Source organism: Desulfonauticus sp., from assembly GCF_055126295.1.
Genome location: NZ_JBSRHE010000002.1, coordinates 144381 through 169520, shown reverse-complemented (window position 1 = coordinate 169520; position 25140 = coordinate 144381). Strand labels below are relative to the sequence as shown.

The 25140-nt window shown below is 36.9% G+C and carries 22 protein-coding genes and 3 tRNA genes; 19 read left to right on the top strand and 6 right to left on the bottom strand.

The annotated features are described in order from the left end of the window. The first annotated feature begins 9 nt into the window (after positions 1-9). The 5 genes from ACTCIM_RS02010 to ACTCIM_RS01990 all read left to right on the top strand — a co-directional run bounded on the left by ACTCIM_RS02010 (position 10) and on the right by ACTCIM_RS01990 (position 3808). Positions 10-1209, top strand: a complete 1200-nt coding sequence (locus tag ACTCIM_RS02010) for a phosphoglycerate kinase (protein ID WP_464280002.1) — start codon at positions 10-12, stop codon at positions 1207-1209. A gap of 3 nt (positions 1210-1212) precedes the next feature. After that, complete coding sequence (gene tpiA / locus ACTCIM_RS02005; protein WP_472313560.1) at positions 1213-1965, top strand: triose-phosphate isomerase; 753 nt, start codon at positions 1213-1215, stop codon at positions 1963-1965. A gap of 22 nt (positions 1966-1987) precedes the next feature. Then, positions 1988-2311, top strand: a complete 324-nt coding sequence (gene secG / locus ACTCIM_RS02000) for a preprotein translocase subunit SecG (protein ID WP_029965698.1) — start codon at positions 1988-1990, stop codon at positions 2309-2311. 66 nt (positions 2312-2377) lie between these two features. Then, positions 2378-2463, top strand: a tRNA-Leu gene (locus ACTCIM_RS01995). A 736-nt stretch (positions 2464-3199) separates the two neighbouring features. Further along, positions 3200-3808 (top strand): nuclease-related domain-containing protein, encoded by a 609-nt coding sequence (locus ACTCIM_RS01990; protein WP_464280000.1) that lies wholly within the window; start codon positions 3200-3202, stop codon positions 3806-3808. Positions 3809-4444: 636 nt separating this feature from the next. On the opposite strand, the gene ACTCIM_RS01985 is transcribed toward ACTCIM_RS01990, so the two are convergent. The 3 genes from ACTCIM_RS01985 to ACTCIM_RS01975 form a co-directional block, all read right to left on the bottom strand. After that, positions 4445-4521 (bottom strand) — tRNA-Arg (locus tag ACTCIM_RS01985). A 52-nt stretch (positions 4522-4573) separates the two neighbouring features. Continuing rightward, the gene (locus tag ACTCIM_RS01980) at positions 4574-5254 is read right to left on the bottom strand and encodes a hypothetical protein (RefSeq protein ID WP_029965691.1); all 681 of its coding nucleotides are present in this window, start codon (positions 5252-5254) and stop codon (positions 4574-4576) included. Between the two features lie 4 nt (positions 5255-5258). Continuing rightward, complete coding sequence (locus ACTCIM_RS01975; RefSeq protein WP_029965689.1) at positions 5259-6968, bottom strand: AMP-binding protein; 1710 nt, start codon at positions 6966-6968, stop codon at positions 5259-5261. A 174-nt stretch (positions 6969-7142) separates the two neighbouring features. Here ACTCIM_RS01975 and ACTCIM_RS01970 point away from each other — a divergent pair, with 174 nt between their 5' ends. The 9 genes from ACTCIM_RS01970 to ACTCIM_RS01930 all read left to right on the top strand — a co-directional run bounded on the left by ACTCIM_RS01970 (position 7143) and on the right by ACTCIM_RS01930 (position 15215). After that, a complete protein-coding gene (locus ACTCIM_RS01970; RefSeq protein WP_472313559.1) occupies positions 7143-8552 on the top strand; it encodes a DegQ family serine endoprotease in 1410 nt (469 codons plus the stop codon). 4 nt (positions 8553-8556) lie between these two features. After that, entirely contained in the window at positions 8557-9405 is an 849-nt protein-coding gene (ispE, locus tag ACTCIM_RS01965; protein WP_472313557.1) for a 4-(cytidine 5'-diphospho)-2-C-methyl-D-erythritol kinase, read from the top strand. 10 nt (positions 9406-9415) lie between these two features. Next, positions 9416-9490: transfer RNA gene (locus tag ACTCIM_RS01960), tRNA-Gln, on the top strand. Between the two features lie 17 nt (positions 9491-9507). Continuing rightward, complete coding sequence (locus ACTCIM_RS01955; RefSeq protein ID WP_472313555.1) at positions 9508-10461, top strand: ribose-phosphate diphosphokinase; 954 nt, start codon at positions 9508-9510, stop codon at positions 10459-10461. A gap of 18 nt (positions 10462-10479) precedes the next feature. Beyond that, positions 10480-11085 (top strand): 50S ribosomal protein L25, encoded by a 606-nt coding sequence (locus tag ACTCIM_RS01950; protein ID WP_472313553.1) that lies wholly within the window; start codon positions 10480-10482, stop codon positions 11083-11085. A gap of 91 nt (positions 11086-11176) precedes the next feature. Next, on the top strand, positions 11177-11767 hold the full coding sequence (gene pth / locus ACTCIM_RS01945; protein ID WP_472313552.1) for an aminoacyl-tRNA hydrolase: 591 nt from the start codon (positions 11177-11179) through the stop codon (positions 11765-11767). Between the two features lie 100 nt (positions 11768-11867). Continuing rightward, positions 11868-12413 (top strand): CarD family transcriptional regulator, encoded by a 546-nt coding sequence (locus ACTCIM_RS01940; RefSeq protein WP_472313550.1) that lies wholly within the window; start codon positions 11868-11870, stop codon positions 12411-12413. A 179-nt stretch (positions 12414-12592) separates the two neighbouring features. Further along, positions 12593-13840, top strand: a complete 1248-nt coding sequence (gene rho / locus ACTCIM_RS01935; RefSeq protein WP_472313547.1) for a transcription termination factor Rho — start codon at positions 12593-12595, stop codon at positions 13838-13840. Positions 13841-13847: 7 nt separating this feature from the next. Further along, positions 13848-15215, top strand: a complete 1368-nt coding sequence (locus tag ACTCIM_RS01930) for a M48 family metalloprotease (RefSeq protein WP_472313545.1) — start codon at positions 13848-13850, stop codon at positions 15213-15215. Here ACTCIM_RS01930 and ACTCIM_RS01925 read toward each other — a convergent pair. The 3 genes from ACTCIM_RS01925 to ACTCIM_RS01915 are packed head-to-tail and all read right to left on the bottom strand — an operon-like array spanning position 15212 to position 20172. Then, positions 15212-16534 (bottom strand): tetratricopeptide repeat protein, encoded by a 1323-nt coding sequence (locus tag ACTCIM_RS01925; RefSeq protein WP_464279992.1) that lies wholly within the window; start codon positions 16532-16534, stop codon positions 15212-15214. The genes ACTCIM_RS01930 and ACTCIM_RS01925 overlap by 4 nt on opposite strands. Further along, the gene (locus ACTCIM_RS01920) at positions 16524-19061 is read right to left on the bottom strand and encodes a PAS domain-containing sensor histidine kinase (protein WP_472313543.1); all 2538 of its coding nucleotides are present in this window, start codon (positions 19059-19061) and stop codon (positions 16524-16526) included. Before ACTCIM_RS01920 ends, ACTCIM_RS01925 begins: the two co-directional genes overlap by 11 nt. Then, the gene (locus ACTCIM_RS01915; protein ID WP_472313541.1) at positions 19051-20172 is read right to left on the bottom strand and encodes an ABC transporter substrate-binding protein; all 1122 of its coding nucleotides are present in this window, start codon (positions 20170-20172) and stop codon (positions 19051-19053) included. The genes ACTCIM_RS01920 and ACTCIM_RS01915 overlap by 11 nt, the downstream gene beginning before the upstream one ends. Before the next feature lie 96 nt (positions 20173-20268). Between ACTCIM_RS01915 and ACTCIM_RS01910 the strand changes: the two genes are divergently transcribed. Genes ACTCIM_RS01910 through iorA form a run of 5 tightly spaced genes read left to right on the top strand, consistent with a single transcriptional unit; the run spans position 20269 to position 25132 of the window. Next, entirely contained in the window at positions 20269-21591 is a 1323-nt protein-coding gene (locus ACTCIM_RS01910; protein ID WP_472313540.1) for a malic enzyme-like NAD(P)-binding protein, read from the top strand. Positions 21592-21606: 15 nt separating this feature from the next. Next, positions 21607-21960, top strand: coding sequence for a hydrogenase maturation nickel metallochaperone HypA/HybF (locus ACTCIM_RS01905; RefSeq protein WP_472313539.1), 354 nt, complete (start codon positions 21607-21609; stop codon positions 21958-21960). A 16-nt stretch (positions 21961-21976) separates the two neighbouring features. Continuing rightward, a complete protein-coding gene (gene hypB, locus ACTCIM_RS01900; protein WP_464279987.1) occupies positions 21977-22636 on the top strand; it encodes a hydrogenase nickel incorporation protein HypB in 660 nt (219 codons plus the stop codon). Positions 22637-22645: 9 nt separating this feature from the next. Then, positions 22646-23287 (top strand): hypothetical protein, encoded by a 642-nt coding sequence (locus ACTCIM_RS01895; RefSeq protein ID WP_472313536.1) that lies wholly within the window; start codon positions 22646-22648, stop codon positions 23285-23287. Positions 23288-23305: 18 nt separating this feature from the next. Then, the gene (iorA, locus tag ACTCIM_RS01890) at positions 23306-25132 is read left to right on the top strand and encodes an indolepyruvate ferredoxin oxidoreductase subunit alpha (RefSeq protein ID WP_472313534.1); all 1827 of its coding nucleotides are present in this window, start codon (positions 23306-23308) and stop codon (positions 25130-25132) included. The last annotated feature ends 8 nt before the right edge of the window (positions 25133-25140 follow it).

Below are 25140 nucleotides of genomic sequence, written 5' to 3'. Positions count from 1 at the left end.
GGAGTAGTTATGCTTTACTTAAAGGATGTTGAGGTTGCAGGTAAAAGAGTATTGGTAAGAGTTGATTATAATGTTCCTTTAGATGGGGATAGAGTTGTAGATGATACCAGAATAAGAGCTAGCTTGCCCACCCTTAAGTATTTGCGGGAAAAGGGAGCAAAAATTATTTTGTGCTCTCACTTGGGTAAACCTAAAGGAACAGTAAAACCTGAATTTTCTTTAAAACCAGTAGCAAAAAGACTTAGTGAGCTTATAGAACAAGAGGTACAATTTGTAGAGGACTGCATTGGAGATAAGGTCCTTGCCAGAGCCAATGAATTAAAGAAAGGGGAAATTTTACTTCTGGAAAACCTGCGTTTTTATGCAGGAGAGCAGGATAATGATGCTGATTTTGCTAGCAAACTGGCCCAAGTGGCTGAGGTATATGTAAATGATGCCTTTGGAGTAGCTCATCGTAAACATGCTTCTGTAGCTGCTATTTGTCAGTATGTGGCAGTGTGCTGTGCAGGTTTTTTGCTGGAAAAGGAACTTCAATACCTGGGAGAAAATTTAAAACAGCCTGAACGCCCCTTTGTGGCAGTTTTGGGAGGAGCCAAGGTATCCACCAAGCTGGGGATTCTTAAGGCATTTATCAAGAAAGTTGATAAAATCATAGTGGGTGGAGCTATGGCCAATACTTTTTGGGCTGCGCAGGGGTTTAATATGGGCAATTCTTTAGTGGAGCCAGAGCTTTTTGAGGAAGCAAGAGAGATTTTGAACTTAGCCAGGGAAAAGGGAGTAAAACTTTATTTACCTGTGGATTTTATCACAGGGATTAGCCCTAAAGAAAAGATAGGTAAAGGAGTATGTCCTTATCAGGAAGTCCCAGAGGAAGAGATGGCTCTGGATATAGGTCCTGCTACTTCTACTCTTTACGCTGAAGTATTAAAGGACGCCAAAACAGTTATTTGGAACGGCCCTATGGGAGCTTTTGAAAATCCAGTTTTTGCGCAAGGGTCTTTAAATTTAACTGAAGATATTGCCAGAGTAGACGGATTAACCATTGTGGGCGGTGGCGATACCGATTCCCTTATTCATAAAGCTGGAGGCGTGGATAGGTTTAGTTTTATTTCCACAGGTGGAGGTTCTTTTCTAAAATTTTTAGAGGGTAAACCTCTACCTGCTTTGGTAGCTTTGGAAGAATGTACTGAAAACAAAAAGGGGAGTTAGGCTATGAAGACCTTGATTGCTGCAAATTGGAAGATGTTTAAAACCTGGGAAGAGGGGGTAATTACAGCTAGAGAAATTTTAGTGGGAACTCATAAAGATTTGCCTGAAGATAGAGAAGTCTTGATTATTCCTTCCTTTACCCTGCTAAAAGGAGTAGGAGAGATTTTACTCAGTCAGAAGAATTATTCTTTAGGTGGACAAAATTTTTATCCTGCCAAGGAAGGCGCTTTTACAGGAGAGATTAGTCCTGTACAACTCCTGGATTTAGGGTGTAGCTATGCCCTGGTGGGACATTCAGAGCGTAGGCATATTTTAGGTGAGAAAAGTGATTTTCTGGCCAGTAAAGTAAAGGCGGGATTGGAAGCAGGCTTAAAGATTATTTTTTGTATAGGAGAGACCTTAGAAGAGCGTAAGGCTGGGAAAATCAAGGAAGTTTTAACTAGTCAGCTGGAAGAGGGTTTAAAAGAAGTGGAGAAAAATTTAGCCCCAGAACTGCTTACCATAGCCTATGAACCAGTGTGGGCCATTGGTACTGGAGAAGTGGCCGGAGAAGAAGATATTTTAGAAGCCCATGCATTGGTCCGTGATTGGTTAAAAAATAGATTCGCCAGTGGAGATAAAATGCGTATTCTTTATGGTGGTAGTGTAAAGCCTGATAATGCGGCTAAAATTCTAAGCCTTGACAATGTCAATGGAGTACTGGTAGGTGGTGCAAGTTTAAAGGCAGAAAGTTTTAATCAAATTATTTTGGCCTAAGGCCCATAAAGGAGGAAGGGGATTGGAAAGTTTAATTATCACCATTCACATAATTGCTTGTATTGCTTTGGTTATTTTAGTGCTCTTGCAGTCTGGAAAAGAAGGAATGGGTGTTATTTTTGGAGGTGGCAGCAGTAGTGTTTTTGGAAGTTCTGGCGCTGGAGGATTACTGGCTAAATTAACTGCTGGAGCTGCTATTATCTTTTTTATAACCTCACTTACTTTTACTTATATGTCTGCTAGAAAACATGTGCAGACCACTTCTTCCATTGTTCTGGACAATCCTGTGGAAGCACCTGTGGCTCCTGCCCAGGAAAAAGCTAAAGAAAATGCTGGACAAAAATAAAAGGAAGGTTTATAGACCTTTTCCTCTTGCTTGATGGTTCTTTGTAAGTTTTTAAATGGGGTAAAAGCCGAAGTGGTGGAACTGGTAGACACGCCATCTTGAGGGGGTGGTGGGCCACGCCCGTGGGGGTTCGAGTCCCCCCTTCGGCACCACAAAGTAAGTAAAGGTCCTTAAGCTTGGCTTAAGGACCTTTTTTTGTTTGAAATTGTCTGCGCTGATTTTAAAATTAGTCTTAAGACCCACCAAGAGAAGATGTCGACTAAAGCCTTTTTTTGTTGATAAAGTGTATTAGGTAAACTTAATATTTTTGACTATCTCTATGTTGTTCCTCATTTTTTCTTATTTCCTAATATTTCCACCTTCTGTTGAGGTATAAATCTCCTTAACTTCCTTTCTTTCTTTTGCTTTAGTTGAACTATCCAACATATCTCCACTTGATTCCTCTTATCATGTTTTCTTTAACGCCTTCAACTAACACCTCTTAATTTAAATCTTGTTTAGAATTAACTAAAAGGTATAAGAGGATATAATATTAAATTAATTTAATTGGAATTGGTTGTTGTTAATTTATGTTTTGATAATTCTAGATATCCAGGACTGTTTGGCAGTAAAATAAACAATTGAAAAATAAGTTGACAAGACTGTTAAAATTTATAAATTTTTTACAGAGGTAAATTTTTTAATAATAAGTTAAAATTAGTAAAGATACATATTAGCTATGGACCTGCAAAAAGCAAGGCACACTCTCAAAAAGTGTGCACTTAGTGATACTCCGTATAGAATAGTCCAAGACTGGAATTTGGGCAATCATAGAACTCCGCCTATCGTATTTGCATGGCTAGATTTATATCTCTTAATAAAAAATAGAGAAAAAATAAAGGGGAACTTATGATTAACACTACTAATGTTGCAATTGCTATTTTCTCCAGCTTGCTTCATTTTTGGTGGGTTTTCGCAATTATGATTATTTTTGGTCTCTTAAAACGATATTTAAATTCTGCAAAAGTTAAGGGTGTACTTGGAGAAACGGGAGCTTATTTAGGAATGCTAGCTAATCTTGATTCTAAGAAATATAAAATTTTTAATAATATTAAAATTGTTGACCAGAGGGGAAAAACTCAAATTGATCATGTCGTTATTTCAAAATACGGAATTTTTGTTATTGAAGTTAAAAATTACCAGGGCTGGATTTTTGGAAATGAAAAAGAAAAATACTGGACCCAAAACATATATGGCAAAAAAACTCGATTCTATAACCCCTTATGGCAAAATTTTAGACACATAAAAGCCCTTAGTGAATACCTTGGACTTGAATCAAAATACTTTTATAATATTGTTTTTTTTATCGGGGAAGCCACACTTAAAACTAAATTACCACCCAATGTAATGACTTACGGACTAACAGGATATATAAAAAAATTTGATAAAGAAGTATTAAGCGAACAGCAGTTAGACATAATAAAAGAAAAATTACACTTAGCCAAAAAGGTAAATTAAAAAACAATGACCAGAGGAAAATATTTTTCTTATAGTTATCCCTTGGATCCCTTTTTTAACCGATCAAAGGATAGTAGGATACGGATCGTAAACTTTTATCTACAAAGGAAACTTGGTAAGCTATTCGGGGTTTTAGAAAAGACAAAGATCACTGTATAACTCTAGAAGAGTTTAAGCAGGAGCAAAAACTGTTATAAAAAACTTTAAAAAACCGAATAACTAAAAAGAAAATAACCAGTAAGGATAAATTTTTATCCTTCCACTTTTCTTTTAATTGTTTCTAAATCCCTTACAATCTCCTTAAATACAACAAAGCCTTACTTAATAATATCTTCATCTGTTTTCTTATCTCCTTTAACTCCATTTTCCTTTTTCTCCTAAACTTTCACTATCAACCCTTATTGTTCGGTTGTAACACTTTTAAACTCACTTGGATTTCTATAAATTTCCTATTATGTAGAAACTATTTTTCTCAAAATGCGTGCAAGTTTTTCTCATTTTTTGAGCCTGAGTACACGTGAAGCTGGTCTCTGTGATAGAAAAGAAGGGGGACACAGTCAGGACACAGAGAACAAAAAAGGCGGCCACAGATTGCCTCAAGCAATCTATAACCGCCTTAAATATAATCTCTTTTAATGGTGCGCCCGGCAGGATTCGAACCTGCGACCTACGGATTCGTAGTCCGGCACTCTATCCAGCTGAGCTACGGGCGCAAACGAAATGAGAAGACGACTACTAGCGGTAAACTTTACCTTAGTCAAGTTTTTATTTTTTTTCTTCCAACTCTAAATCTAGGTCCAAATCTTCTAAGTCTTCTAAATCTTCAGTTAAAGGCTCTTCCAGATCTTCTTCCAGGGAAGCAGGTTCAAAAGAAAGGTCTAGTTCGGTATCATCTAAATCCAGGAGAGAATCCAGTTCTTCATCCAGGCTTTCTTCTTTTGTTTCAGGAGCAAGAGATATATCTTCTGAAGATGGTGTCTCTTCACCAAGCAGACTATCACTTTCCTGGACTTGTTCTAGAACAGGTTCATCCAAGTTGGCTTCCAGCACTGGTTCTATTTCTGGTTCTGGAGTAGAGGCTGCTTCTATTTCAGGAGTAATTTCTTCTAAATTTTCTGTTGCAGTGGATTCCAAGTTTTCAGAGTCAAAGCTAATTTCAGCTTCTATATCGCCTGAAGGCTCTTCTGTTTCCAGTAAGGAAGCAGAGGGAGATTTAAAGGTAAATTCTTCAGAAGATGGCTCTGTTTGATTATTTTCAAAGGCAAAACCTTCCTCTGACGCAAGTACACTTTCTGATTTTTCTTCGGATATACCTCCTAAAGGAGTATAAGCAAAGTTTAACCAGCCCAACCCCAGGCCGCTTTTTTCTTCCTGCCAATTGCGACCACACTTGGGACAATTGTCAAAGTGATCAAAGGTGGTGTACTTGCACTTGGAGCAATACATACTTTTAACTCCTTTTGGTCTTTTTTTGTTGTTGTTTTTTTATTTCTTCTTCTCTTAAGGCCCTGCGCAAAACCTTACCTACCATGGTTTTGGGGAGCTCTTTTCTAAATTCCACTTGCTTGGGAACTTTGTAATTGGCCAGCTTTTGTTTACAAAAAGCGATAATCTCAGCCTTGGTCAAAGTTTCCCCGTCCTTGGGAACAATAAAGGCCTTTACTATTTCACCTCTGGTTTTGCTGGGTATCCCTACAGTAACAGCTTCTTTTACCTTGGGATGCTCGTATAATACTTCGTCTATTTCCCTGGGATATATGTTGTATCCTCCTGAAATGATTAAATCTTTTTTTCTGTCCACAATAAAAAAGTAACCTTCTTCATCCATATAGGCAATATCACCTGTATAAAGCCAGTTGTTCCGTAGGGTGCTAGCTGTTTCATCTGGACGATTCCAGTAACCTTTCATCACCTGAGGGCCTTTTATAACCAGTTCTCCCAGTTTTCCAGGAGGAAGGGGTATAGTCCCCACTTCCATGTCCACCACGCAGGCATCTGTATCTGGAAAAGGTACGCCTATAGAACCATATTTTTTCTTTCCTCGCAAGGGGTTTAGATGAGTGATAGGAGAAGCTTCTGTGAGTCCATAGCCTTCAATAATTTCTGCTCCAGTAAATTCTTTGAACCTTTCAATAATTTCTACTGGAATGGGAGCTGAACCAGAGATGCAGTATTTTATAGAAGAGAGGTCAAACTTAGAAATATCTTTTTGCTGGAGTAAAGCCATGAAAATAGAAGGAGCAGAGGGGAAAATAGTAGGTTTTGTCTTTTCAATGGTCTTTAATACATCCCTGGGAGAAAATCTGGGCATGGGCACCAGAGTAGCTCCAATGGCTGTGGGAAAGTTAACACAAACAGTAAGTCCATAGATGTGAAAATAGGGAAGAATACCCAGTAAAACTTGCTTTTTTTCCTTTAACTCGTAGAGCATGGCAATACACTGCTGGACATTGGCCCCCAGGTTATAATGGGTAAGCATAACGCCCTTGGAAATGCCAGTAGTGCCACCTGTATATTGCAAAGCTGCTAAGTCGTGTTTGGGGTTTATGGGCAGTTTGGGGCGATTTTGATTTTTTTTAAGCAGGCTCTTCCAGGGCAAGATTTTTTGTTGCTCAAAGGGTATGCTGGGTGCATTGCCTTCTTTTAATCTTTTTAGGTTATAAAGGAGATTTAAAGGAAATTTTAAACAGTCTGATATCTTGGTGATAAATATTTTTTGTAGAGGTAGCTTGGGCAAAAGAGAAGAAATCTTGGGCCAGAGTAAGTCCAAGGTGATTAAAAATTTGGCCCTGGAGTCGTTGAAATGATGGATGATTTCTTTTTCCATATAAAGGGGGTTGGTCATAACCACTATGCCACCAGCTTTTAATACTCCCCAGTAAGTAAGGATAGTTTGTGGAAGGTTGGGGAGCATAATAGCCACTCTATCACCAGGTTTTATGCCCAGTTGCTTTAGATTGCCTGCTATATAATCAGTGAGTTTTTTCAAGTTTTGATAGTTTATTTTCCAGTTGTTAAAAACAATGGCTGTGCGCCTGGGATACTTTTGGGCTGTGTTATCCAAAAAATCATAGAGAGGAATGCTTTTATAATTTAAAGTAGGGCTTACCACAGGGTCGTAGTTTTTTAGCCAGGGTCTCTGGATTTCATCTGCAAGCATGCTAAACTCCTCTGAAAATAGTGGAATCATTTAGCGCTTAGCTAAAAAGCCTTGTTCTCGCAAGCTTTCTTTGTTTCTTTTAGAAATTACTCAAAACTAGATTGACCCTATAAGATAAAGTGATTAGTTTTTTTATTCATGGTCTTAGAAGAAATTTAGGAGGTAGAGCAGGCAATGAAACAAAAAAGGTTTTTCTTAGGTCTGGTGCTCGTTTTTTCCTGGGTAACTTTGGCCTGGGCTAGTTTACCCGATTTTACCGAGTTGGCAGAAGAAGCAGGTAAGGCTGTAGTGAACATAGGTACAGTAAAAGTAGTTAAGGGACCCAATTTGCGGGGGCTTTTTAAGAATTTTCCCCATAGAGGTACTCCTTTTGAAGACTTTTTTGATCAGTTTGAAAAGTTTTTTGGGCAGGAGCTAAATAAACCTCGTAAACAAAAATCCCTGGGATCTGGATTTATTATCTCTCCAGATGGTTATATTGTCACCAACAATCACGTCATAGAAGGAGCTGATGAAATAACTGTAACTTTTCAGGGAAAGGATGGAGAAAAAAATTATCCTGCCAAGGTGGTGGGAACAGACCCGGAAACTGATTTGGCTTTGCTAAAAATAGATGCTTCTAACCTGCCAGTGCTCAGGTTTGGAAATTCTGATAAATTAAAAGTGGGACAATGGGTTATTGCCATAGGCAATCCCTTTGGCCTGGACCATACTGTGACTGCTGGTATTGTCAGTGCCAAGGGTAGAGTTATTGGTTCTGGTCCTTATGACAACTTTATTCAAACAGATGCCTCCATTAATCCAGGTAATAGTGGGGGACCGCTTTTAAATATGGATGGAGAGGTAATAGGTATTAATACGGCCATTATTGCTTCTGGACAGGGGATAGGTTTTGCCATTCCCAGTAATTTGGCCAGGAAAGTCATTGCCCAGCTAAAGGAACATAAAAAGGTACAACGTGGCTGGCTGGGAGTGACCATTCAAGATATAGACGAAAACATGGCCAAGGCTCTGGGCTTGCCCAAGAGCAAAGGTGCTTTGGTCGCTTCTGTAACTCCTGGTGATCCTGCGGATAAGGCTGGTATCAAAGCTGGAGATGTGATTATTGCTGTGGAAGGAGAAGAAGTTAAGGATGCCAATGACCTTACTCGCAAGATAGGTAGTCTTTTGCCCGGCACAAAGGTGAAGATCTCTGTCTGGAGGAAGGGAAAAATAAGAGAGTTTAGAGTGGTTTTGGGAGAAAGGAACTTAAGTAAGTTAGCCAGAAAAACTCCTCAAGGCGAAGAATATGCCCTGGCTGATTTGGGTTTTTCTTTGCGACCACTTACTGCAAGAGAGGCCAAAGCCCTTGGTTTAGACAGTACCACTGGACTTATTATTACTGCAGTGGAAGACGGCTCCTTGGCTGCCAGAAGCGATCTTAGACCTGGAGATGTGATTTTAGAAGCCAATGGTCAAGAGGTGAAAAGTGTAAAAGAATTTGAAAAGATATTCCAGGAAGATGCCAAACCCAAAAAAGTACTTATGTTGTTACTCAAAAGAGATGGGGTAAATATCTTTAGAACGATTAGTCTGGAAGAATAGCCAAATGACCTTTACTTTGTATTCTGGTTGCAAGGTTAACTTATTTTTAGAAATTAAAGAGAGGTTAGAAAATGGTTATCATCTTCTAGCCTCTCTTTTTTATCCTTTACCCTATCCCAGAGATACCTTATACATAGAAGAACAAGAACCCCTGGAATTTCAGCTTGAATCCAATAAAAAAGAACTGGAACAAAATAATATTCTGGAAAAAATTTTTAACTGGTTTAAAGAACAAGGTCTTCTGGAAAGAGGATATAAGGTTTTTCTAGAAAAGCAGGTTCCTGTAGGTGCTGGACTGGGGGGTGGAAGTGCCAATGGAGCAGTATTTTTAAACTTTTTAAATTCCAGGATAAGCAGAAAGTTTTCTTTTCAAGAATTACGAGAAAAAATTGCCCCTTTATTTGGAGCAGATCTTCCTTTTTTCTTATGGAATCAGGCTGCCTGGGTAGAAGGCATAGGAGAGAAAATTTACCCTTTAAATTTTCAGTTAAGAGATTTGAGGGGAATATTAATTTGTCCTGAGTGTTTTGTTTCCACTGCCTGGGCTTATAAAACTTTTGATAAATTTCAAAATAATGGAAAATCTTGCTTGACATTACTTCCTTACCCAAATAAAAAATCTGTCTCTCAGGGACGCCTTGTTCTTTTTAATAGTTTCGAACCCGTAGTATTTTCCACTTATCCTGAATTGAGAAATTTAAAGGAAGAAATGCTGGCTGTGGGAGCTAGTGGAGGAATAATGAGTGGTTCGGGTTCAGCCATGTTTTTTTTATTTCGGGAAAAACAAAAATGGGAGAAAGCTCTAAGTAGGTTAGAGCAAAAAAATATTCTCCATTATTCCTATATTTTTTAAATAATAATGCTGGGGCGTCGCCAAGTGGTAAGGCAACGGGTTTTGGTCCCGTCATTCGAGGGTTCGAGTCCTTCCGCCCCAGCCATTTTTTTGGATGGTAAAATGCCCAGACAAGGTGAATTGAAAATCATAACCGGCACTGCCAATCCTAAATTGGCCGAGGCTATTTGTGAGCACTTGGGGATGGAGCTTACTCCTACCCTGGTCACTACTTTTAGTGATGGGGAAATCAGGGTTGAGATTGGTGATAATGTTCGAGGAGATGATGTTTTTGTAGTACAATCCACCTGTGCTCCTGTAAATCACAACTTGATGGAACTCTGTTTGATGCTGGATGCCTTAAAAAGGGCAAGTGTGGGTAGAGTTACTGCTGTTGTTCCCTATTATGGTTATGCCAGGCAGGATAGAAAGGTGGTTCCCAGGGTGCCCATCAGTGCTAAGTTGGTAGCAGATTTTATTACTGTTGCAGGGGTAAACAGAGTTTTAACCGTAGACTTGCATGCCGGTCAGATTCAGGGCTTTTTTAATATTCCTGTAGATAATTTATACGCTGCTGAAGTTTTGCTGGATTATATGCGCACTATTTCTGGAGAGTTGGTGGTTGTTTCTCCTGATGCTGGAGGTACAGAGCGGGCCAGGGCCTATGCCAAACGTTTAGGAGCTGAATTGGCTATTGTAGATAAGCGTAGAGATACGCCAAATAAAGCTCAAGCTATGCGGGTGATCGGGGATGTAAAAGAAAAAGTAGCTATTGTGCTTGACGATATGATAGATACTGCAGGTACCATGGTTGAAGCTGGTAGGGTGTTAAAAGAGAATGGAGCTAAAGAAGTATATGCCTGTGCTACCCATCCTGTCCTTTCTGGGCCTGCAATAGAAAGATTAACTAAATCTTGTTTTAAAGAAATTATTGTTACTGACACTATTCCATTAAAGCCAGAAGCTCAAAAGTGTGGCAAATTTAAGGTTATTTCAGTAGCTAGTTTAATAGCCAAGGCAATCCACAACATACATACAGAGTCTTCTGTAAGTGTGTTGTTTTCACGTATAAAGTAAATTTTGAAGGAGTCAAAGATGGCTGAGATGATTACTCTTGAGGTAGAAAAAAGAGATGTAAAAGGAAAGGAAAAGAGTCGTAAACTTAGAAGCAAAGGATATATCCCTGCAGTCTATTATGATTTTAAAGGTGAGAATATTTTATTACAAGTACGCAAAAGTGCCTTTTTGAAAAGCTGGCAGGAGGCTGGTAGCACCAAGGTAGTAGAGTTAACTATTACCAATGGAGAAGGTGAAGAAAAAAAACCATCTCTGATCTGGATGGTGGAAAAACATCCGGTAAAAAATATGGTTTTACATGTGGATTTTTATGGGGTTAATTTAGAAAAAGAAGTGGATTTAATGGTACCCATTAAAGTTGTAGGTAAAGCTAAGGGAATAGAGAAAGGTGGCGTTTTAGAAATTTTTAGAGAAGAACTGGAAGTAAAATGTTTGCCTTTACACATCCCCGAAGTAATAGAAATAGATGTTACAGATTTAGATTTAAATCAGAATCTACATATTGATGAAATTAAGATGCCAGAAGGTGTTAAAGCTGTTTTTGAAGAAAATTTTGCAGTAGTAGGTGTGGTTGAGCCTGAAACTGAGGAAAGTGAAGCAGAAGAAACAGAAGAAAGTGAATAAGGTTAATCTTTTTTAATTGGAATTATTTTGTATTAACATAAGAATAAAAGCCCCTTTCTCTAGAGAAAGGGGCTTTTGTTTTGAGGTTTAAATGATAAAACTTATAGTTGGTTTGGGTAATCCAGGAAATAAATATACATTTACGCGTCATAATATTGGGTTTAAGATAATTGATAGCTTTTTAGAAGCAGAAGAAGTGCAAGTTATAAAGCAACAAAATATCTTAGGAGACTTGTTTCAGGTAAATTTTTTGGAGAATAAATATTTTATTTTAAAGCCTTCTACTTATATGAATAGAAGTGGAATAGCAGTGCAAAGAGTGGCTAATTTTTTCTCCTTTTCCAGTGAAAATATTTTAGTTGTACATGATGAACTGGATCTGCCTTTAGGTAAAATTAAGTTTAAACAAGGTGGGGGGACAGCCGGTCATAATGGCCTTAAGTCTGTATGTGCTTGTTTGGGGAGTAATGCCTTTTTGCGCTTAAGAATTGGGATTGGCAGACCTCAAAAGGGTGAAGATATCGCAGATTATGTGCTTTCCCCTTTTTATGTTGAAGAACAAGAAATGTTGGCCAGGATAATTAAAACAAGTGTAGAGGCTATAAAATGTTGTTTAATCCAGGGTTTTGCCAGAGCTCAGGAAAAATTTAATTCTTTGAATCTTGAGAATATTTTTGTCTAATAACTCTTGTAAAAAGCATAGACTTGTTTTGGATTTTAGGCTATAGTATTTCTAACTAATGGTTAAGAATTGAGAGTTTTTTAACAGGAGGCTTGAAAAGGTGTTTGCTGTTGGTGAATTGGTTGTTTACCCTGCTCAAGGAGTGGGAATGGTTGAAAAAATAGAAGAGCAGGAGATTGGTGGAGTTAAGACCAAGTTGTATATTGTTAGAATTTTGAGTAACAATGTTACTTTAATGGTACCTGTAAGTAATGCAGAAAATGTGGGTTTGCGTTCTGTTTATTCCAAAGAGCAGGGTGAAGCTATCTTAGAGTTTTTGCAAGATCGTTCTGATTTTACTGGTTATACTGGTCAAAATTGGAATAGACGCTATCGAGAATATTCTGAAAAGTTGAAAAGTAATGATCTGAAAGATGTAGCGTATGTGTTAAAAGAACTTTATTTGATTAGCAAAGATAAAGAACTTTCTTTTGGAGAAAGAAGATTGTTGGAACAGGCTATGTCCTTGATTTCTATGGAACTTTCTTATGCCTTGAATATAACTCAAAGTGAAGCCAAAAAAAAGATAGAGAGCTTTTTCGTTGACATTTTAAAGAAAAAAAATACATCTCAAACTTCTGAAGAAGAAAAAGTAAAAGAAAAATAAGTTGATTTTTTTTGGTAAAATTTCTAAGTAATTATCAAAGTCTTTAAGTTAAAGACCCCTTCAAAAAAAACCAGCCTGTTTAGATAATCCAAAGATATAAAGATAGATCGTTCTCTTGCCAATAATCTTGAGATAAGAAAGTAAATTAAAAATATGTTAAATAAGAGGAGTTTTTGTGTATGAATTTATCGGAATTGAAGCAAAAGTCTATGAGTGAATTGATGAATTTGGCTTCTGAATTTAAAGTAGAAAATCCCAGTGGACTCACCAAACAAGAACTTATTTTCTCCATTTTAAAGGCTTATGCTTCGCAAAATGGTTCTATTTATGGAGAAGGTGTTTTAGAAATTTTGCCTGATGGATTTGGTTTTTTACGCTCTCCCATGTATAGTTATATGCCTGGTCCTGATGATATTTATGTTTCTCCTTCTCAGATCAGGCGCTTTGGATTGCGCACAGGAGATGTGATTACTGGGCAGATACGTCCCCCCAAAGAAGGGGAGAGATATTTTGCCTTATTGCGAATAAATGAAATTTGCTTTGCTCCACCTTCAGAATTAAGGAACATTATTTTATTTGACAATCTTACTCCCATTTATCCTGATGAACGATTCATAATTGAAAATGGAGCTGAAAATTATTCTTCCAGGATTATTGACTTGCTTACACCAATTGGCAAGGGCCAAAGGGGACTTATTGTGGCTCCGCCCAGAACAGGTAAAACCATGCTTTTGCAGACCATTGCCAACTCCATCAATGCCAATCATCCTGAGGTATATTTGATTGTTTTACTTATTGATGAACGACCAGAAGAAGTTACTGATATGGCCAGGACAGTAAAGGCTGAAGTTATTAGTTCCACCTTTGATGAACCACCCCAGAGACATGTGCAAGTAGCTGAAATGGTTATTGAAAAGGCCAAGCGTTTAGTAGAAAGAAAAATGGATGTGGTTATTTTACTGGACAGCATTACCAGATTGGCTAGGGCTTATAATGCTGTTACTCCTTCTTCTGGTAGAGTACTTTCTGGTGGCCTGGATGCCAATGCCTTACAGCGTCCAAAACGTTTTTTTGGTGCAGCTAGAAATGTAGAAGAGGGTGGAAGTTTAACCATTATTGCCACAGCTTTGATTGATACTGGGTCCAGAATGGATGAAGTTATTTTTGAAGAATTTAAGGGTACTGGCAATATGGACCTTTATCTGGATAGACATTTAGCTGATAAGAGAGTGTTTCCTGCAATTGATATTAATCGTTCTGGCACCAGAAAAGAAGAATTGCTTTTACCGCCTGATGTGCTCAATAGGGTTTGGATTTTACGCAAGGTATTGGCTCCTATGAATCCCCTGGAAAGCATGGAATTTTTGCTGGATAAAATGCGAGGAACTAAGTCCAATAAAGAGTTTTTAGATATGATGAACAAATAAAAAACTAATGCGTCCCCTTAAGCTATTTATTTTTTTTCTGGTTTTTTTGCTGGGGATTAATTTATCCCGGCCTTCAGCAGCTATTTTAGGAGAATTTAGTTTAAAAAAAGAAGCTGAATTAGGCCAAAAATTTAAAAAACTCCTTCGTTCTCGTTTGCCTTTGATTGAAGACCCAGAAATTACTTCCTATGTGCGAGGTATGGTAGCCAAACTGGCTAAGGAAGCTCCCTATTATCCTTTTAAAATAGAAGTAGATGTAGTGGAAAATAACTCTCTCAATGCCTTTGCTACCTTAGCTGGGTATATGGTGGTCTATTCTGGGCTGATTATGAATGTTCAGAGTGACAGTGAACTGGCTGGAGTCTTGGCCCATGAGTTAGCCCACCTCACGCAAAGACACGTGGCTAAAAACATAGAACAATCTCAACTGGTTAGCCTGGGAAGCCTGGCCACCTTACTGGCTGGGGTATTTTTGGGCAAAGGGGAAATGGGAGAGGCTATGGTCATTGGTTCTGTGGCTGGAGCCCAGTCCCTTATGCTTAAATATACGAGGGAAAATGAGCGCGAAGCAGACCAGGTGGGTTTTAATTATTTAGTTAAGAGCGGTTATAACCCCTGGGGGATGGTTCAGGTATTTGAATTAATTAGAAAAAAAAGGTGGTTGAGTGGTAGTAGTATCCCCTCTTATCTTTCTACGCATCCAGAGGTGAATGAGCGTATTGGTTATTTAGAAGATAGGCTAAAAAGGGCTAATATTCCTTTAAACCTGCAAAAAAGTGAACAATTAAAATTGGTACAAACCTTACTTTGGGCCAAATATACAGATCCTAACCTGGCCTTGTCCTTTTTTAAAGGAGAAGATTGTTATTCCTTGTTGGGTAAAGCTATTGCTTTAAGAAGGCTAAATAGGTTTAAAGAAGCTTTGACTTATTTTGAAAAATTAAAAAAATGCCCTAATAATAGTGTGTTTAAAAGAGAAATAGGTTTATTTTACTATCGTTTGGGGAAAATTGACCTGGCTTTGAACAATTTGCAGCAGGCAGTGTTGTTGAACCCCAAAGATACCCTGGCTCTTTTTTATTATGCCAGGGCTCTGGCTGAAAAGGGAGAGAAAACAGCTTTAAAATATTTTCAGGAAGCCCTGGAAAAAATGCCCTATAGTCCAGAGATTAGAGAAGAACTAGGCATTTTTTACGGCAAACAGGGAAATTTTTTTCAGGCCCACTTAAACCTGGCCTATGCCTATCTTTTAAAAAAAGAAGAAGGAAAGTTTAAATTCCACTATCAAAAGGCCAGAGAGCTAGCCCTTAGTGAGCAAGAAAAAAAGCTCTGGGAACAGTTAAAAAAAGAATATCAGGAGAGAAAACAACTCTAACCTCTTAATTTGCGAGCAAGTTCAATGGCTTTGGCATGCCTTGGGTTTTGCTGAAAACAGAGGGACAGCATCTTTTGGGCCTCGATTACCTTATGGCTTCTATAAAAAATATAGGCTAGATTATAGGCAATATTTTCACCCTTTAAAGGTAGTTCTGGATCAAGATCTAAGGCTTTTTGAGCAAAGTCTAAGGCCTTGTATGGCTTGTTTCCTTCTAAGTAGGCCAGGGCAATGTTGTAGTGTAAATGGCTATCTGCAGGCGCAATTTTTAGAGCTTTTTGATAATACCTGGCTGCTTCTTCCCACTTACCCTGTTTTCTAAGTAAGATTCCCAATTCATTAAACATCCAGAGATCATTGATATTTAATAAATCTGCCTTAAAATTGATGGCTTCTTCTATATACTTAGAGCTTAGATGGGGAACTTTATCTTTGATTTTAAGAGCAATGTCCATAAGGGTACTGGCTAAAATTTCTTGAGAATATTTTTTTATTTGCTTGACCGCTTCATCTAAATATTCTTTACCCTCATCAACCTTATCTAAATCTATGTAAGTTTTTCCAATTTCTATTTTCCTGTTATAATTAAGGGGAGAAAGTTTATCCAGACGTTTTAAATAAGCTAATTTCTTCTCCAGGTCTCCTATTGCTTCATGCAGTTCTACCAGTTTTTTTAGTGGTTCAAGATATAACTTGCTCCTTTTAGATGCTTCTAAATAACATTCTTCTGCTTCTTTTATTTTATTTCTCTTCTTAAATATATCTCCTTTTAAAATATAAGCTATAGAACTATCTGGCTTTATCTTTAAAATTTTATTTACTATGCTTTCTGCTTCTTCAAGGTTATTATTTTCTATAAGTTCTTTACATTTATCAACAAGTTTACTTAGGCCACTTGATTTTACAGTAAAGGCTATTTTTTGGATGAGAGAATTTATGGATACGGGTTTTACAATAACATTATCAGCTCCATATTCAAGTATATGAGCTATCTTATCTCGATCTATCTCATTTGTCAGGCAAATAATTTTGATATTTTTAAAAATATTTTTTAATTCTTTTATTTTTTCTATATTATAATTTCCTTTTAAAAATAATTCTAAAATAACTAGGGGAAAGTTTCCATATTCTATATTTTCTTTTACTTTTAATATAAGCGTGTCTAAAGTGGCTAAAGTGAGACTATCCTCAGTTAAAGCCAGAGTCTTGAGCATGGCTAAAAAGGTCTTTTCAAAAAGGGCATCATCACTTACCAGGATAAAGTGCCCTTTTTTCTTCTGGACAAAGTTAACCACAATGGAGTCATAATTAGTCTGCATAAAAGATTCCCTTTATCGATTCTATCAGTTGTTCAAAATCATAGGGTTTACTTAAGAAAAGCTCTGCTCCAAATTGTTTGGGGTTCTTGGCAATGGGATGATGATGGTATCCAGAACAAACTATAACTCTGGTTTTGGGATGCAAGGTTTTTATCTTTTTTAGTACTTCTTCTCCACTTATTCCTGGTAGTCCTAAGTCAAGAATAACCAGGGAAATTTCCTGGCTGTATTTTTGAAAAACTTCTAAAGCTTCCTGGCCGTTTAAGGCCTTTAGAATGTTTACTTTAAAAGCAGAGGTTAAAAATTCTTCCAGGCCCTCTACAATCATTTCTTCATCATCTACTAAAAGTATGGTGTTTAGTTGGGGAAGTGAGCTTACTTGTTTTTGCTGCTCTGATCCTTTTTCTTCCCTTTCTTCTGTTATAGGCAACAGGACTTTGAAAGCGGTACCTTTAGTAGTTTCTTCCAGGGATATTTCTCCCTTATGCATTTTTACTATTTGATATACCAGGTAAAGCCCCAGGCCTGTACCTTCGCCTATGCCTTTGGTGGTAAAAAAGGGTTCAAACAACTTATCTCTTATTTCTGGAGCTATGCCAGGTCCGTTATCTGAGATGGTGATTTCTAACCAGTTTTGACCTGTTTCTTCTTGAACACTCTCTACTTTGAGAGTTATTTTTCCTGCAGGTTCATTTTTCAAGGCATCTTTAGCATTATTGGTGATATTTAAAATTGCTTGTTCCAGCAACCCTGGATTGCCTTTAATTTTGATTTCTGAAGGAGGAAGAATGGCTTCTATCTTGATATTCTTGGGATAAGAGTTTTTTATAACCTCTACTATATTGCCTATGAAATTTTTAAATTCAAAAACTTCCATTTCTTCTGGAGTTTTGTGACTTATATTAAGTAAGCTTTGCACAAATCCTTTGCCCTTTTTTACCTGTGTTTCTATTTTTTGAATAATTTCTTTGTTTTCTTCTTTGTTTTTGACTTTTTGAATGTAGAAAAGAATGGATTGCAAAAGATTGTTGAAATGATGAGCAATCCCACTAGCCAGGGTGCCAATTGTCTCCAGTTTTTGTACCTTTAAAAGCCTTTTTTCCAGTTCTTTTCTTTTTTGAGACTCTAAAAACACCTCTGTTTGATCCATTCCCACACAAATAACACTTTCTACTTTATTGGTATTTTCTTTAAAAATAGGGATTTTGGTAATGGCTATAAGTCGTTTTTCTCCTGTTTTGTTTTCATACCAACTTTGTTTTTGCCCTATAATTCCCTGGGCAAAAATTTTCTTATTTTCTTCTATATTTTCCTGAACCACTTCTTTTGAGGTTAATAATTTAGATTCAATATCTTGATAAGACAGGTCTTCTGGTTCGTAACCGAAAAAATGGGCCATATTTTTATTGACCAGACCAAAGGTGGTGGGAGATTTTAAATACCATAACCAGAGGGGTAGATTGTTAATCAGAAAACTTAGCTCTGTATTTTTTTGACTTAAAAATTTATTTTTTTTGTCTATTTCTTTTAAGTAATAAATAAGTTTGTTAATTACAACATTTAATTCTTGAAAATAATTTTTATTTTTTATGATCGATAGGTTGCTAATAATAATTTGTTCATCTTCAGGTCTAGAAAGGATGTTACTTAATTCTTTTAAGCGAGAAGCTATATTCTTTTTTACAAAAGTGTTGATAGAAAATATTAAATAAGTATTTAATATGCTTAAAACAATTATGACAAATATTATAAATCCAATAGCAGGAATTATAATTTTTTTAATTTTAGTTAATTGGGCAATAACAAAGTTATTTTCCTTTTTAGCAAAAATTACATAATAGGAACCAAGTATTTTTTCTATTCCAATAAAGGAATTTTTAGTCTTTAGTTGACTGAAAAAATTAAAATGATTTATATTTTCCTGGGTACGTATAAATTCCTCTTGATTGGAAGCAAATACATTTCCAAATCTATCAGTAACTAGAATAGAATCATCGACAGAAAAGTCTACTAATTTTTTTAAGGTATTGTCTAAAATTGCTAAATCCAATTCTACAAGATAGGAAAAATTAGCCGGAGATGTATCCAAAAGAGATATGCTTAGTTGGTTTAAATTTATTGAATAGTAAGGTACAGAATAGTTAATATCCTGTTTTATCCTATCGAATATATGTTCTAGACGAGGCAGTTTGTGATTTTTGGGATAGGATAAGACAAGTTCCTTTTCTTTATTTAAGACAAATATATTTCTGGCAAAAAAAGGTAGAGAAAGTTCGTTTAGAGTATAGCTATATAAGTTGTAATCTAAATAAGTTTCTATTTTTTTTAACTGTTTTTCATTTATATCCAGAAATATTTTAATGTGTTGAGAGATAAATTTACTATGTTCTTTACTTGTTTTTAGCCAGATAAAAAATTGAAAGTATATGGCTGAAAAAATAAGTACTATGACTATTAAAATAGAAGGGACAGTAATCTTTTTTACTGTAAATTTATTGCCTATTTCCAGAATACTTTTAGCGTCCATATTCTACTCGGCTAAAGTCTTCATTTTTTAGGGTATAGATGTGAACAGGTAAATTTAAGTCTCCAAAGCGATTAAAGGTAATTTTATATTGAAGGCCTGGAAAATTTTTTATTTTTAACAGTTCCTTTTTTAAGTCATCTCCTAAGCTTAAGGCCTTAGCCAGGACTTTAAGGCTGTCATAGCCCCGATAGGCAGCAAAATTGGGTAATCTGCCATAGTTATTTAGATATATTTGGTCAAACTGTTTTTCCTTTACTGTTTTTTTTAGATAACTGGTGGAAGCAAAAAAGATTTTTTTTCTAAAAAGAATAGGGTAATTGATTTTGATAGTTTGGGTCATGGCCCAACCTGCAGAAAGAATAATCTGGGCAGGAGAAATAAGAAATTCTGCGCCTTTTAGTAAATCCTGGTCATTGGAAATAAAAAGCAGGCCGTCTTTAGGGGTTAGACTGGAAAAGTGGGAAAGAGAGGTACTACTTATATGTTGATAGTTGTCTTTATAACTTAAGTTAAAGGCGATTTTTCCACCCAATTGGGTAAACTCTTGAACAAAGGTTTTTTGATAGGGATAAGTATAGGCCTGGTTTTGGGCGTCCCAGAGGATACCCACTTTATTTAGCTTAAGGAAGTTTCTGGCAAATTGAGCCAGTTGTCTCGCTTCTTCAGTGGAAGGACTTTCCAGGCGAAAAAAATAGTCATCTTTTTCTGCTAAAAGAGGAGTGGAAACAGTGGGGCTTAAAAGGATTACTTGATGTTTATTGGCCAGGGGTACAATCTTTAGAGCAATATTGCTGGTAATGGGGCCAATAATGGCTTTTACTTTTTGTTGGATTAACTTGAGCATTAGCTTTTGGGCTAAAGCAGGATCCTGTTTATTGTCTTCTACCAGGAGTACTATTTTTTTCCCCTTAATCCCTCCTTGCTGGTTTATTTCTTTTATGGCTATTCTCACTCCATTTCTTACATTTACTCCCAATTCTGAGCCTGGGCCAGATAGCTGGACCAAAAGACCTATTTTTATAACCTCTGGTTCTGCTAAAAAGAATTTATAGCCTAAAAAGGTTAGAAGCAAAAGAAGAGTTGCCAGGGATAGGATAAGATATTTTTTCATTTTTTAATTAGAGAAAATTTTTCTCAGGTTAAATTCCTTGAAACCCAGTCTAAACTAGCTTAAAGGTAATGGTCAAATTAAATTTTAGGAGGAAATATGTCTGCTTTGTTTACTCCAGAAGAAGCCCTGACTTATCATCAACAGGGGAGGAAGGGTAAACTGGAAGTGGTACCTACCAAGCCCTGTCTTACTCAAAAACACCTGTCCATGGCTTACACTCCAGGTGTTGCCCTGGCCTGTAAAGAAATAGAAAAAGATAAGCACAAAGTTTATGAATATACCAATAAGGGAAATCTAGTGGCAGTGGTTTCCAATGGTACAGCTGTCCTGGGGCTGGGTAATATTGGCCCGGAGGCAGGCAAGCCTGTAATGGAGGGTAAAGGAGTCTTATTTAAAATTTTTGCGGATATTGATGTTTATGACCTTAATTTGCGAGTTTCTGATCCTGATCAGTTAATTGAGATTGTCAAAGCTATGGAGCCCACTTTTGGAGGGATAAATTTAGAAGATATTAAAGCTCCTGAATGTTTTTATATAGAAAAAAGACTGATTGAGGAAATGGATATTCCTGTTTTTCATGATGACCAGCACGGTACAGCCATTATTTCTGGCGCAGGTCTGTTAAATGCCCTGGAGATCGTGGGAAAAGATATAGACAAGGTCAAAATGGTTGTTTCTGGGGCTGGAGCTGCTGCTATTGCCTGTTGTCGTTTTTATGTGAGTTTGGGAGTGAAAAAGGAAAATATCTTTATGTTTGACTCCAGAGGCCTTATTCACAAGGGGCGAGAAAACTTAAACGAGCAAAAACTGGAATTTGCCCAGGACAAAGACTATGGCTCTTTAGCTCAGGTAATGAAGGGAGCAGATGTCTTTGTAGGCCTTTCGGTAAAAGGTATTTTAACCCCAGAAATGGTTAAGTCCATGGCCAATAGCCCCATTATTTTTGCCATGGCCAACCCGGACCCAGAGATAGAATTTGAAGTGGCTAAAGAGGTAAGGCCTGATTGTATTATGGCCACAGGACGCTCTGATTATCCCAATCAAGTCAATAATGTTTCTGGTTTTCCTTTTATCTTTAGGGGAGCTCTGGATGTATATGCTCGAAAAATAAATGAAGAGATGAAGCTGGCAGCAGCAAAATCTTTAGCTGCCCTGGCCAAAGAACCAGTACCAGCAGAAGTTCTAAAGGCCTATGGGCTTGAGCACTTGGAATTTGGTCCAGATTATATTATCCCCAAGCCCTTGGATTTGCGTATTTTAGAGTGGGAAGCTCCAGCAGTAGCAGAAGCAGCTATGCAAACCAAAGTAGCCAGAAAAGAGATTGACCTGGAGAAGTATAAGCAAGAGTTAAAATTAAAATTAGAAAAGTCCAGAGAAAGATTAAGTCAATTTGTTGCTACCTATAATTTAAGCTTTTAATTGAAGGGAAATAAAATGCATGAACTTTCTATTGCCCAGTCTCTTCTGGAAATTATTAAAGAAGAAATGGCCAAACATAATGTAAGCAAGTTATTAAAAGTAAAAATTAAATACGGAAGGATTACCAATATTGTTCCTGAAGCTTTGGATACTGCTTTTAAGGTGCTTACTGTGGATACTCCTCTGGCTGATGCTAAAATTATCACTGAAGAAGTGCCCTTAAGAGCTAGATGCAGGAAATGCAAAAAGGAGTTTTCTCCTGATCCAGATGAAGTGCTTGTTGTCTATTGTCCCTATTGTGAGGCAGAGTTTGGCCATGAAATAATTTCTGGAAAAGAGTTAATTATTGAAGAAATAGAGGCAGAATAACTTTAAGGAGAGAAAAATGCAGATTCAAGTTGTAAGAAATATTTTAGAAGCCAATGAAAGAATAGCTCAAGAATTAAAAAAGATGTTTTTGCAGCAAAAAATTTTGGTTTTAAACCTAATGAGTTCTCCTGGAGCAGGCAAGACAACTTTACTGGAGAGAACTCTAAGAGAGCTAAAAGATGAATTTAAAATGGCTGTAATTGAAGGAGACTTACAGACCAACAATGATGCTAGAAGAGTGGCTGCCACTGGTGCTCAAGCCATTCAAATCAATACTGATGGTGGTTGTCATCTGGATAGTAGCATGGTTTTAGAAGCTGTAAATAAGCTGGATTTAAAGGATGTGGATATTTTGTTTGTGGAAAATGTGGGTAATTTGGTTTGTCCAGCTGAATTTTCTGTGGGTGAGGATTATAAGGTAACCATTTTGAGTGTGGCAGAAGGAGATGATAAGCCAGAAAAATATCCCCTTATTTTTGCTGAGTCCAAGGTAATGATTTTAAATAAGGTAGATTTGTTGCCTTATGTGGACTTCAGTTTGGAAAAGGCATCTAATTTTGCCAAGAGCTTAAATGCCGAAATAGAGATTTTTCCCCTTTCAGCTAAAACTGGTGAAGGGGTGGATAAATGGTATGAGTGGCTTAGAAGGGAAGTGAAAGCCAAAAAAAACAAATAGGAGAAGACAATGGAAGAAAACAAAAAAAATATTTTAGAGCAAATAGAAGAAGAAGCTGATGAAACCATACACCCTTTTTTAGAATTTATTGTCAATAACCTTAAAACCATAGGTATTGTTTTAGGAGGAGTTATAATTTTAGTAGGTGCTTATTCTGGTTATAAATATTATAAGTATTCTAGTCTAAATAAGGCTAAAAAAGAATTGGGCATGCTTATTGTTTCTTCTAAAGACAGGGAAAAAGATTTATTAAGTTTTTTAACTAAAGCTCCTTCAGAATTAAAACCCTCTATATATGTGGAACTGGTTTCTTTGTATTTTGAAAATAACAATTTAGACAAAGCTTATGATGTGCTTGAAAATTTAAAAAAACTAGATGATGATATTTTTGCTGTTTGTGTTTTAAGTCAGGTAAATATTTTAATGGATAAGGGAGATTATAAAGAAGCTTATAATCTTGTTTCAACTATTGATTTGGATGAATACAAAAATTATAAACGAGAAACTTTATTTAAAAAGGCTTTTTTAGCTGAGAAAATGAATGATTTTAAAAATGCTTATGCTTACTATGTGGAATTAAAAAAAGAGTTTAAGCAGGAAGATACTTCTTATTTAGATGCTAAAATAAGTAATCTAAAAGAAAAAATATAGGCTAAAAGAGGGGAGAAGATGAGTTTACTTTTAAAAGATGAGCCAGGGAAGAAGGTTTTACTGTTAGGCAATGAAGCTATTGTTAGAGGGGCGTTAGAAGCAGGAGTAAGTGTGGTTTCCTGTTATCCAGGCACTCCTTCTTCAGAAGTTCCAGATACTTTTTATCGTTTACAAAGAGAGCAAGAAGTTAATTATTATTTTGAATACTCTGTCAATGAAAAGGTAGCCATGGAAGTAGCTGGAGGAGCAGCCTTAGGTGGAGTGCCCAGTTTGGTGACCATGAAGCATGTGGGAGTAAATGTAGCTGCAGATCCACTTTTTACCCTGGCCTATATTGGTACTCCAGGAGGAATGGTTATTTTAAGCGCAGATGATCCCTTTTGTCATTCCAGCCAAAATGAGCAAGATAATCGCTATTATGCCAGGATGGCTGGGCTTCCCTGTTTTGAACCTTCTTCAGCCCAAGAGTGTAAAGACATGACCAGGGAAGCCTTTAGGCTTTCTAAAAAATATGAACAACCCTTTTTATTACGCACCACTACTAGAGTGAATCACTTGCGAGGAGAAGTGGTTTTTGATTCTTTAGCTGAAGTAAAGCAAAAGGGAAGTCTGGAAAAAAATCCTGGGCGTTTTGTACCCATTCCTGTTGTAGCTAGAGAAAGGCATAAAATCCTACTGGAAAAACTGGAAGCTATAAAAAAGGAAGTCCAAAAATCTCCCTTTAATAAAATATGGGGAGAAGGAAATATAGGAATAGTGGTCTCTGGTATTAGCAGAGCTTATCTTAAGGATGTGCTTACCGACCATCCTCACTTTCAATTTAAGGTTCTGGAATTGGGATTTACCTATCCTTTAAGCGAAGAACTGATTTTGGAATTTTTACAAGGTGTGGACAGGGTTTTGGTCTTGGAAGAATTGGAACCTCTTGTGGAAAAAGAGATTAGAAATATAGTGCAGCAACAGGGACTTAAAGTAGAAGTCTGGGGTAAAAATATAGGGCTTCCTTTGTTTGGAGAATATTCTACTGTGTTAGTGGCACAGGCCTTGTTTAAGCTGACCAATGAAGAATATAAGGCTACAGAGCTTTGTGTTGAAGAAGATCTGGCCAAAAGGCCTCCCAATCTTTGTGCTGGCTGTCCTCATCGTTCAGTATATTATAGAGTGCGCAAAATTTTTGGTGATGATGCCTATTATTCTTCTGATATTGGTTGTTATACCCTGGGAATTTTGCCCCCATTAAAGATGGCAGATTTTCTTTTGTGTATGGGTTCTTCTGTTTCTGCTGGTTCTGGACTGGCTATAAGAAGTGATAAGCCCGTAATTGCCTTTATTGGGGATTCTACCTTTTTTCATTCAGGTTTAACTGGTCTGGCCAATGCAGTATATAATCAACATGATATTTTACTTTTTATCTTAGACAATAAAACCACTGCTATGACCGGGCACCAGCCTCATCCTGGAGTAACAGCTAAACCCATGGCCACGCAGGTAACTCCAATAGAAATCGAGCCTGTGGTAAGAGCCCTGGGAGTAAATAAGGTAAAACGGGTTAAAGCCCTAAATCAAAAGGCCCTGGAAGAGGCTATCCTGGAATTTAAAGAGGAAAAAGGGGTCAGGGTTATTATTACTGAAGAGCCCTGTCCTCTTTTTGCTCGCAAGGTGCTGGGAGTAAAGAAAACCAAAAAGGCCTATATAAGTGCAGAATGTGATAATTGTCTTTCTTGTGTACAAGAATTAGCTTGTCCTGCCTTTTATATCCAGGATGGCCAGGTCAAAATAGATGAAGTGTTGTGTGCAGGTTGTATGGTTTGTTTACAGGTTTGTAAATCCATAAAGGCAAGGTAAGGGAGTTA

Bases quoted from the DNA above. Each gene is read 5' to 3' on its own strand.
- ACTCIM_RS02010 (WP_464280002.1), top strand. From the start codon at position 10: ATGCTTTACTTAAAGGATGTTGAGGTTGCAGGTAAAAGAGTATTGGTA.
- tpiA (WP_472313560.1), top strand. From the start codon at position 1,213: ATGAAGACCTTGATTGCTGCAAATTGGAAGATGTTTAAAACCTGGGAA.
- ACTCIM_RS01990 (WP_464280000.1), top strand. From the start codon at position 3,200: ATGATTAACACTACTAATGTTGCAATTGCTATTTTCTCCAGCTTGCTT.
- ACTCIM_RS01980 (WP_029965691.1), bottom strand. From the start codon at position 5,254: ATGTATTGCTCCAAGTGCAAGTACACCACCTTTGATCACTTTGACAAT.
- ACTCIM_RS01975 (WP_029965689.1), bottom strand. From the start codon at position 6,968: ATGCTTGCAGATGAAATCCAGAGACCCTGGCTAAAAAACTACGACCCT.
- ACTCIM_RS01970 (WP_472313559.1), top strand. From the start codon at position 7,143: ATGAAACAAAAAAGGTTTTTCTTAGGTCTGGTGCTCGTTTTTTCCTGG.
- ispE (WP_472313557.1), top strand. From the start codon at position 8,557: ATGACCTTTACTTTGTATTCTGGTTGCAAGGTTAACTTATTTTTAGAA.
- ACTCIM_RS01955 (WP_472313555.1), top strand. From the start codon at position 9,508: ATGCCCAGACAAGGTGAATTGAAAATCATAACCGGCACTGCCAATCCT.
- ACTCIM_RS01950 (WP_472313553.1), top strand. From the start codon at position 10,480: ATGGCTGAGATGATTACTCTTGAGGTAGAAAAAAGAGATGTAAAAGGA.
- pth (WP_472313552.1), top strand. From the start codon at position 11,177: ATGATAAAACTTATAGTTGGTTTGGGTAATCCAGGAAATAAATATACA.
- rho (WP_472313547.1), top strand. From the start codon at position 12,593: ATGAATTTATCGGAATTGAAGCAAAAGTCTATGAGTGAATTGATGAAT.
- ACTCIM_RS01930 (WP_472313545.1), top strand. From the start codon at position 13,848: ATGCGTCCCCTTAAGCTATTTATTTTTTTTCTGGTTTTTTTGCTGGGG.
- ACTCIM_RS01925 (WP_464279992.1), bottom strand. From the start codon at position 16,534: ATGCAGACTAATTATGACTCCATTGTGGTTAACTTTGTCCAGAAGAAA.
- ACTCIM_RS01920 (WP_472313543.1), bottom strand. From the start codon at position 19,061: ATGGACGCTAAAAGTATTCTGGAAATAGGCAATAAATTTACAGTAAAA.
- ACTCIM_RS01915 (WP_472313541.1), bottom strand. From the start codon at position 20,172: ATGAAAAAATATCTTATCCTATCCCTGGCAACTCTTCTTTTGCTTCTA.
- ACTCIM_RS01910 (WP_472313540.1), top strand. From the start codon at position 20,269: ATGTCTGCTTTGTTTACTCCAGAAGAAGCCCTGACTTATCATCAACAG.
- ACTCIM_RS01905 (WP_472313539.1), top strand. From the start codon at position 21,607: ATGCATGAACTTTCTATTGCCCAGTCTCTTCTGGAAATTATTAAAGAA.
- hypB (WP_464279987.1), top strand. From the start codon at position 21,977: ATGCAGATTCAAGTTGTAAGAAATATTTTAGAAGCCAATGAAAGAATA.
- ACTCIM_RS01895 (WP_472313536.1), top strand. From the start codon at position 22,646: ATGGAAGAAAACAAAAAAAATATTTTAGAGCAAATAGAAGAAGAAGCT.
- iorA (WP_472313534.1), top strand. From the start codon at position 23,306: ATGAGTTTACTTTTAAAAGATGAGCCAGGGAAGAAGGTTTTACTGTTA.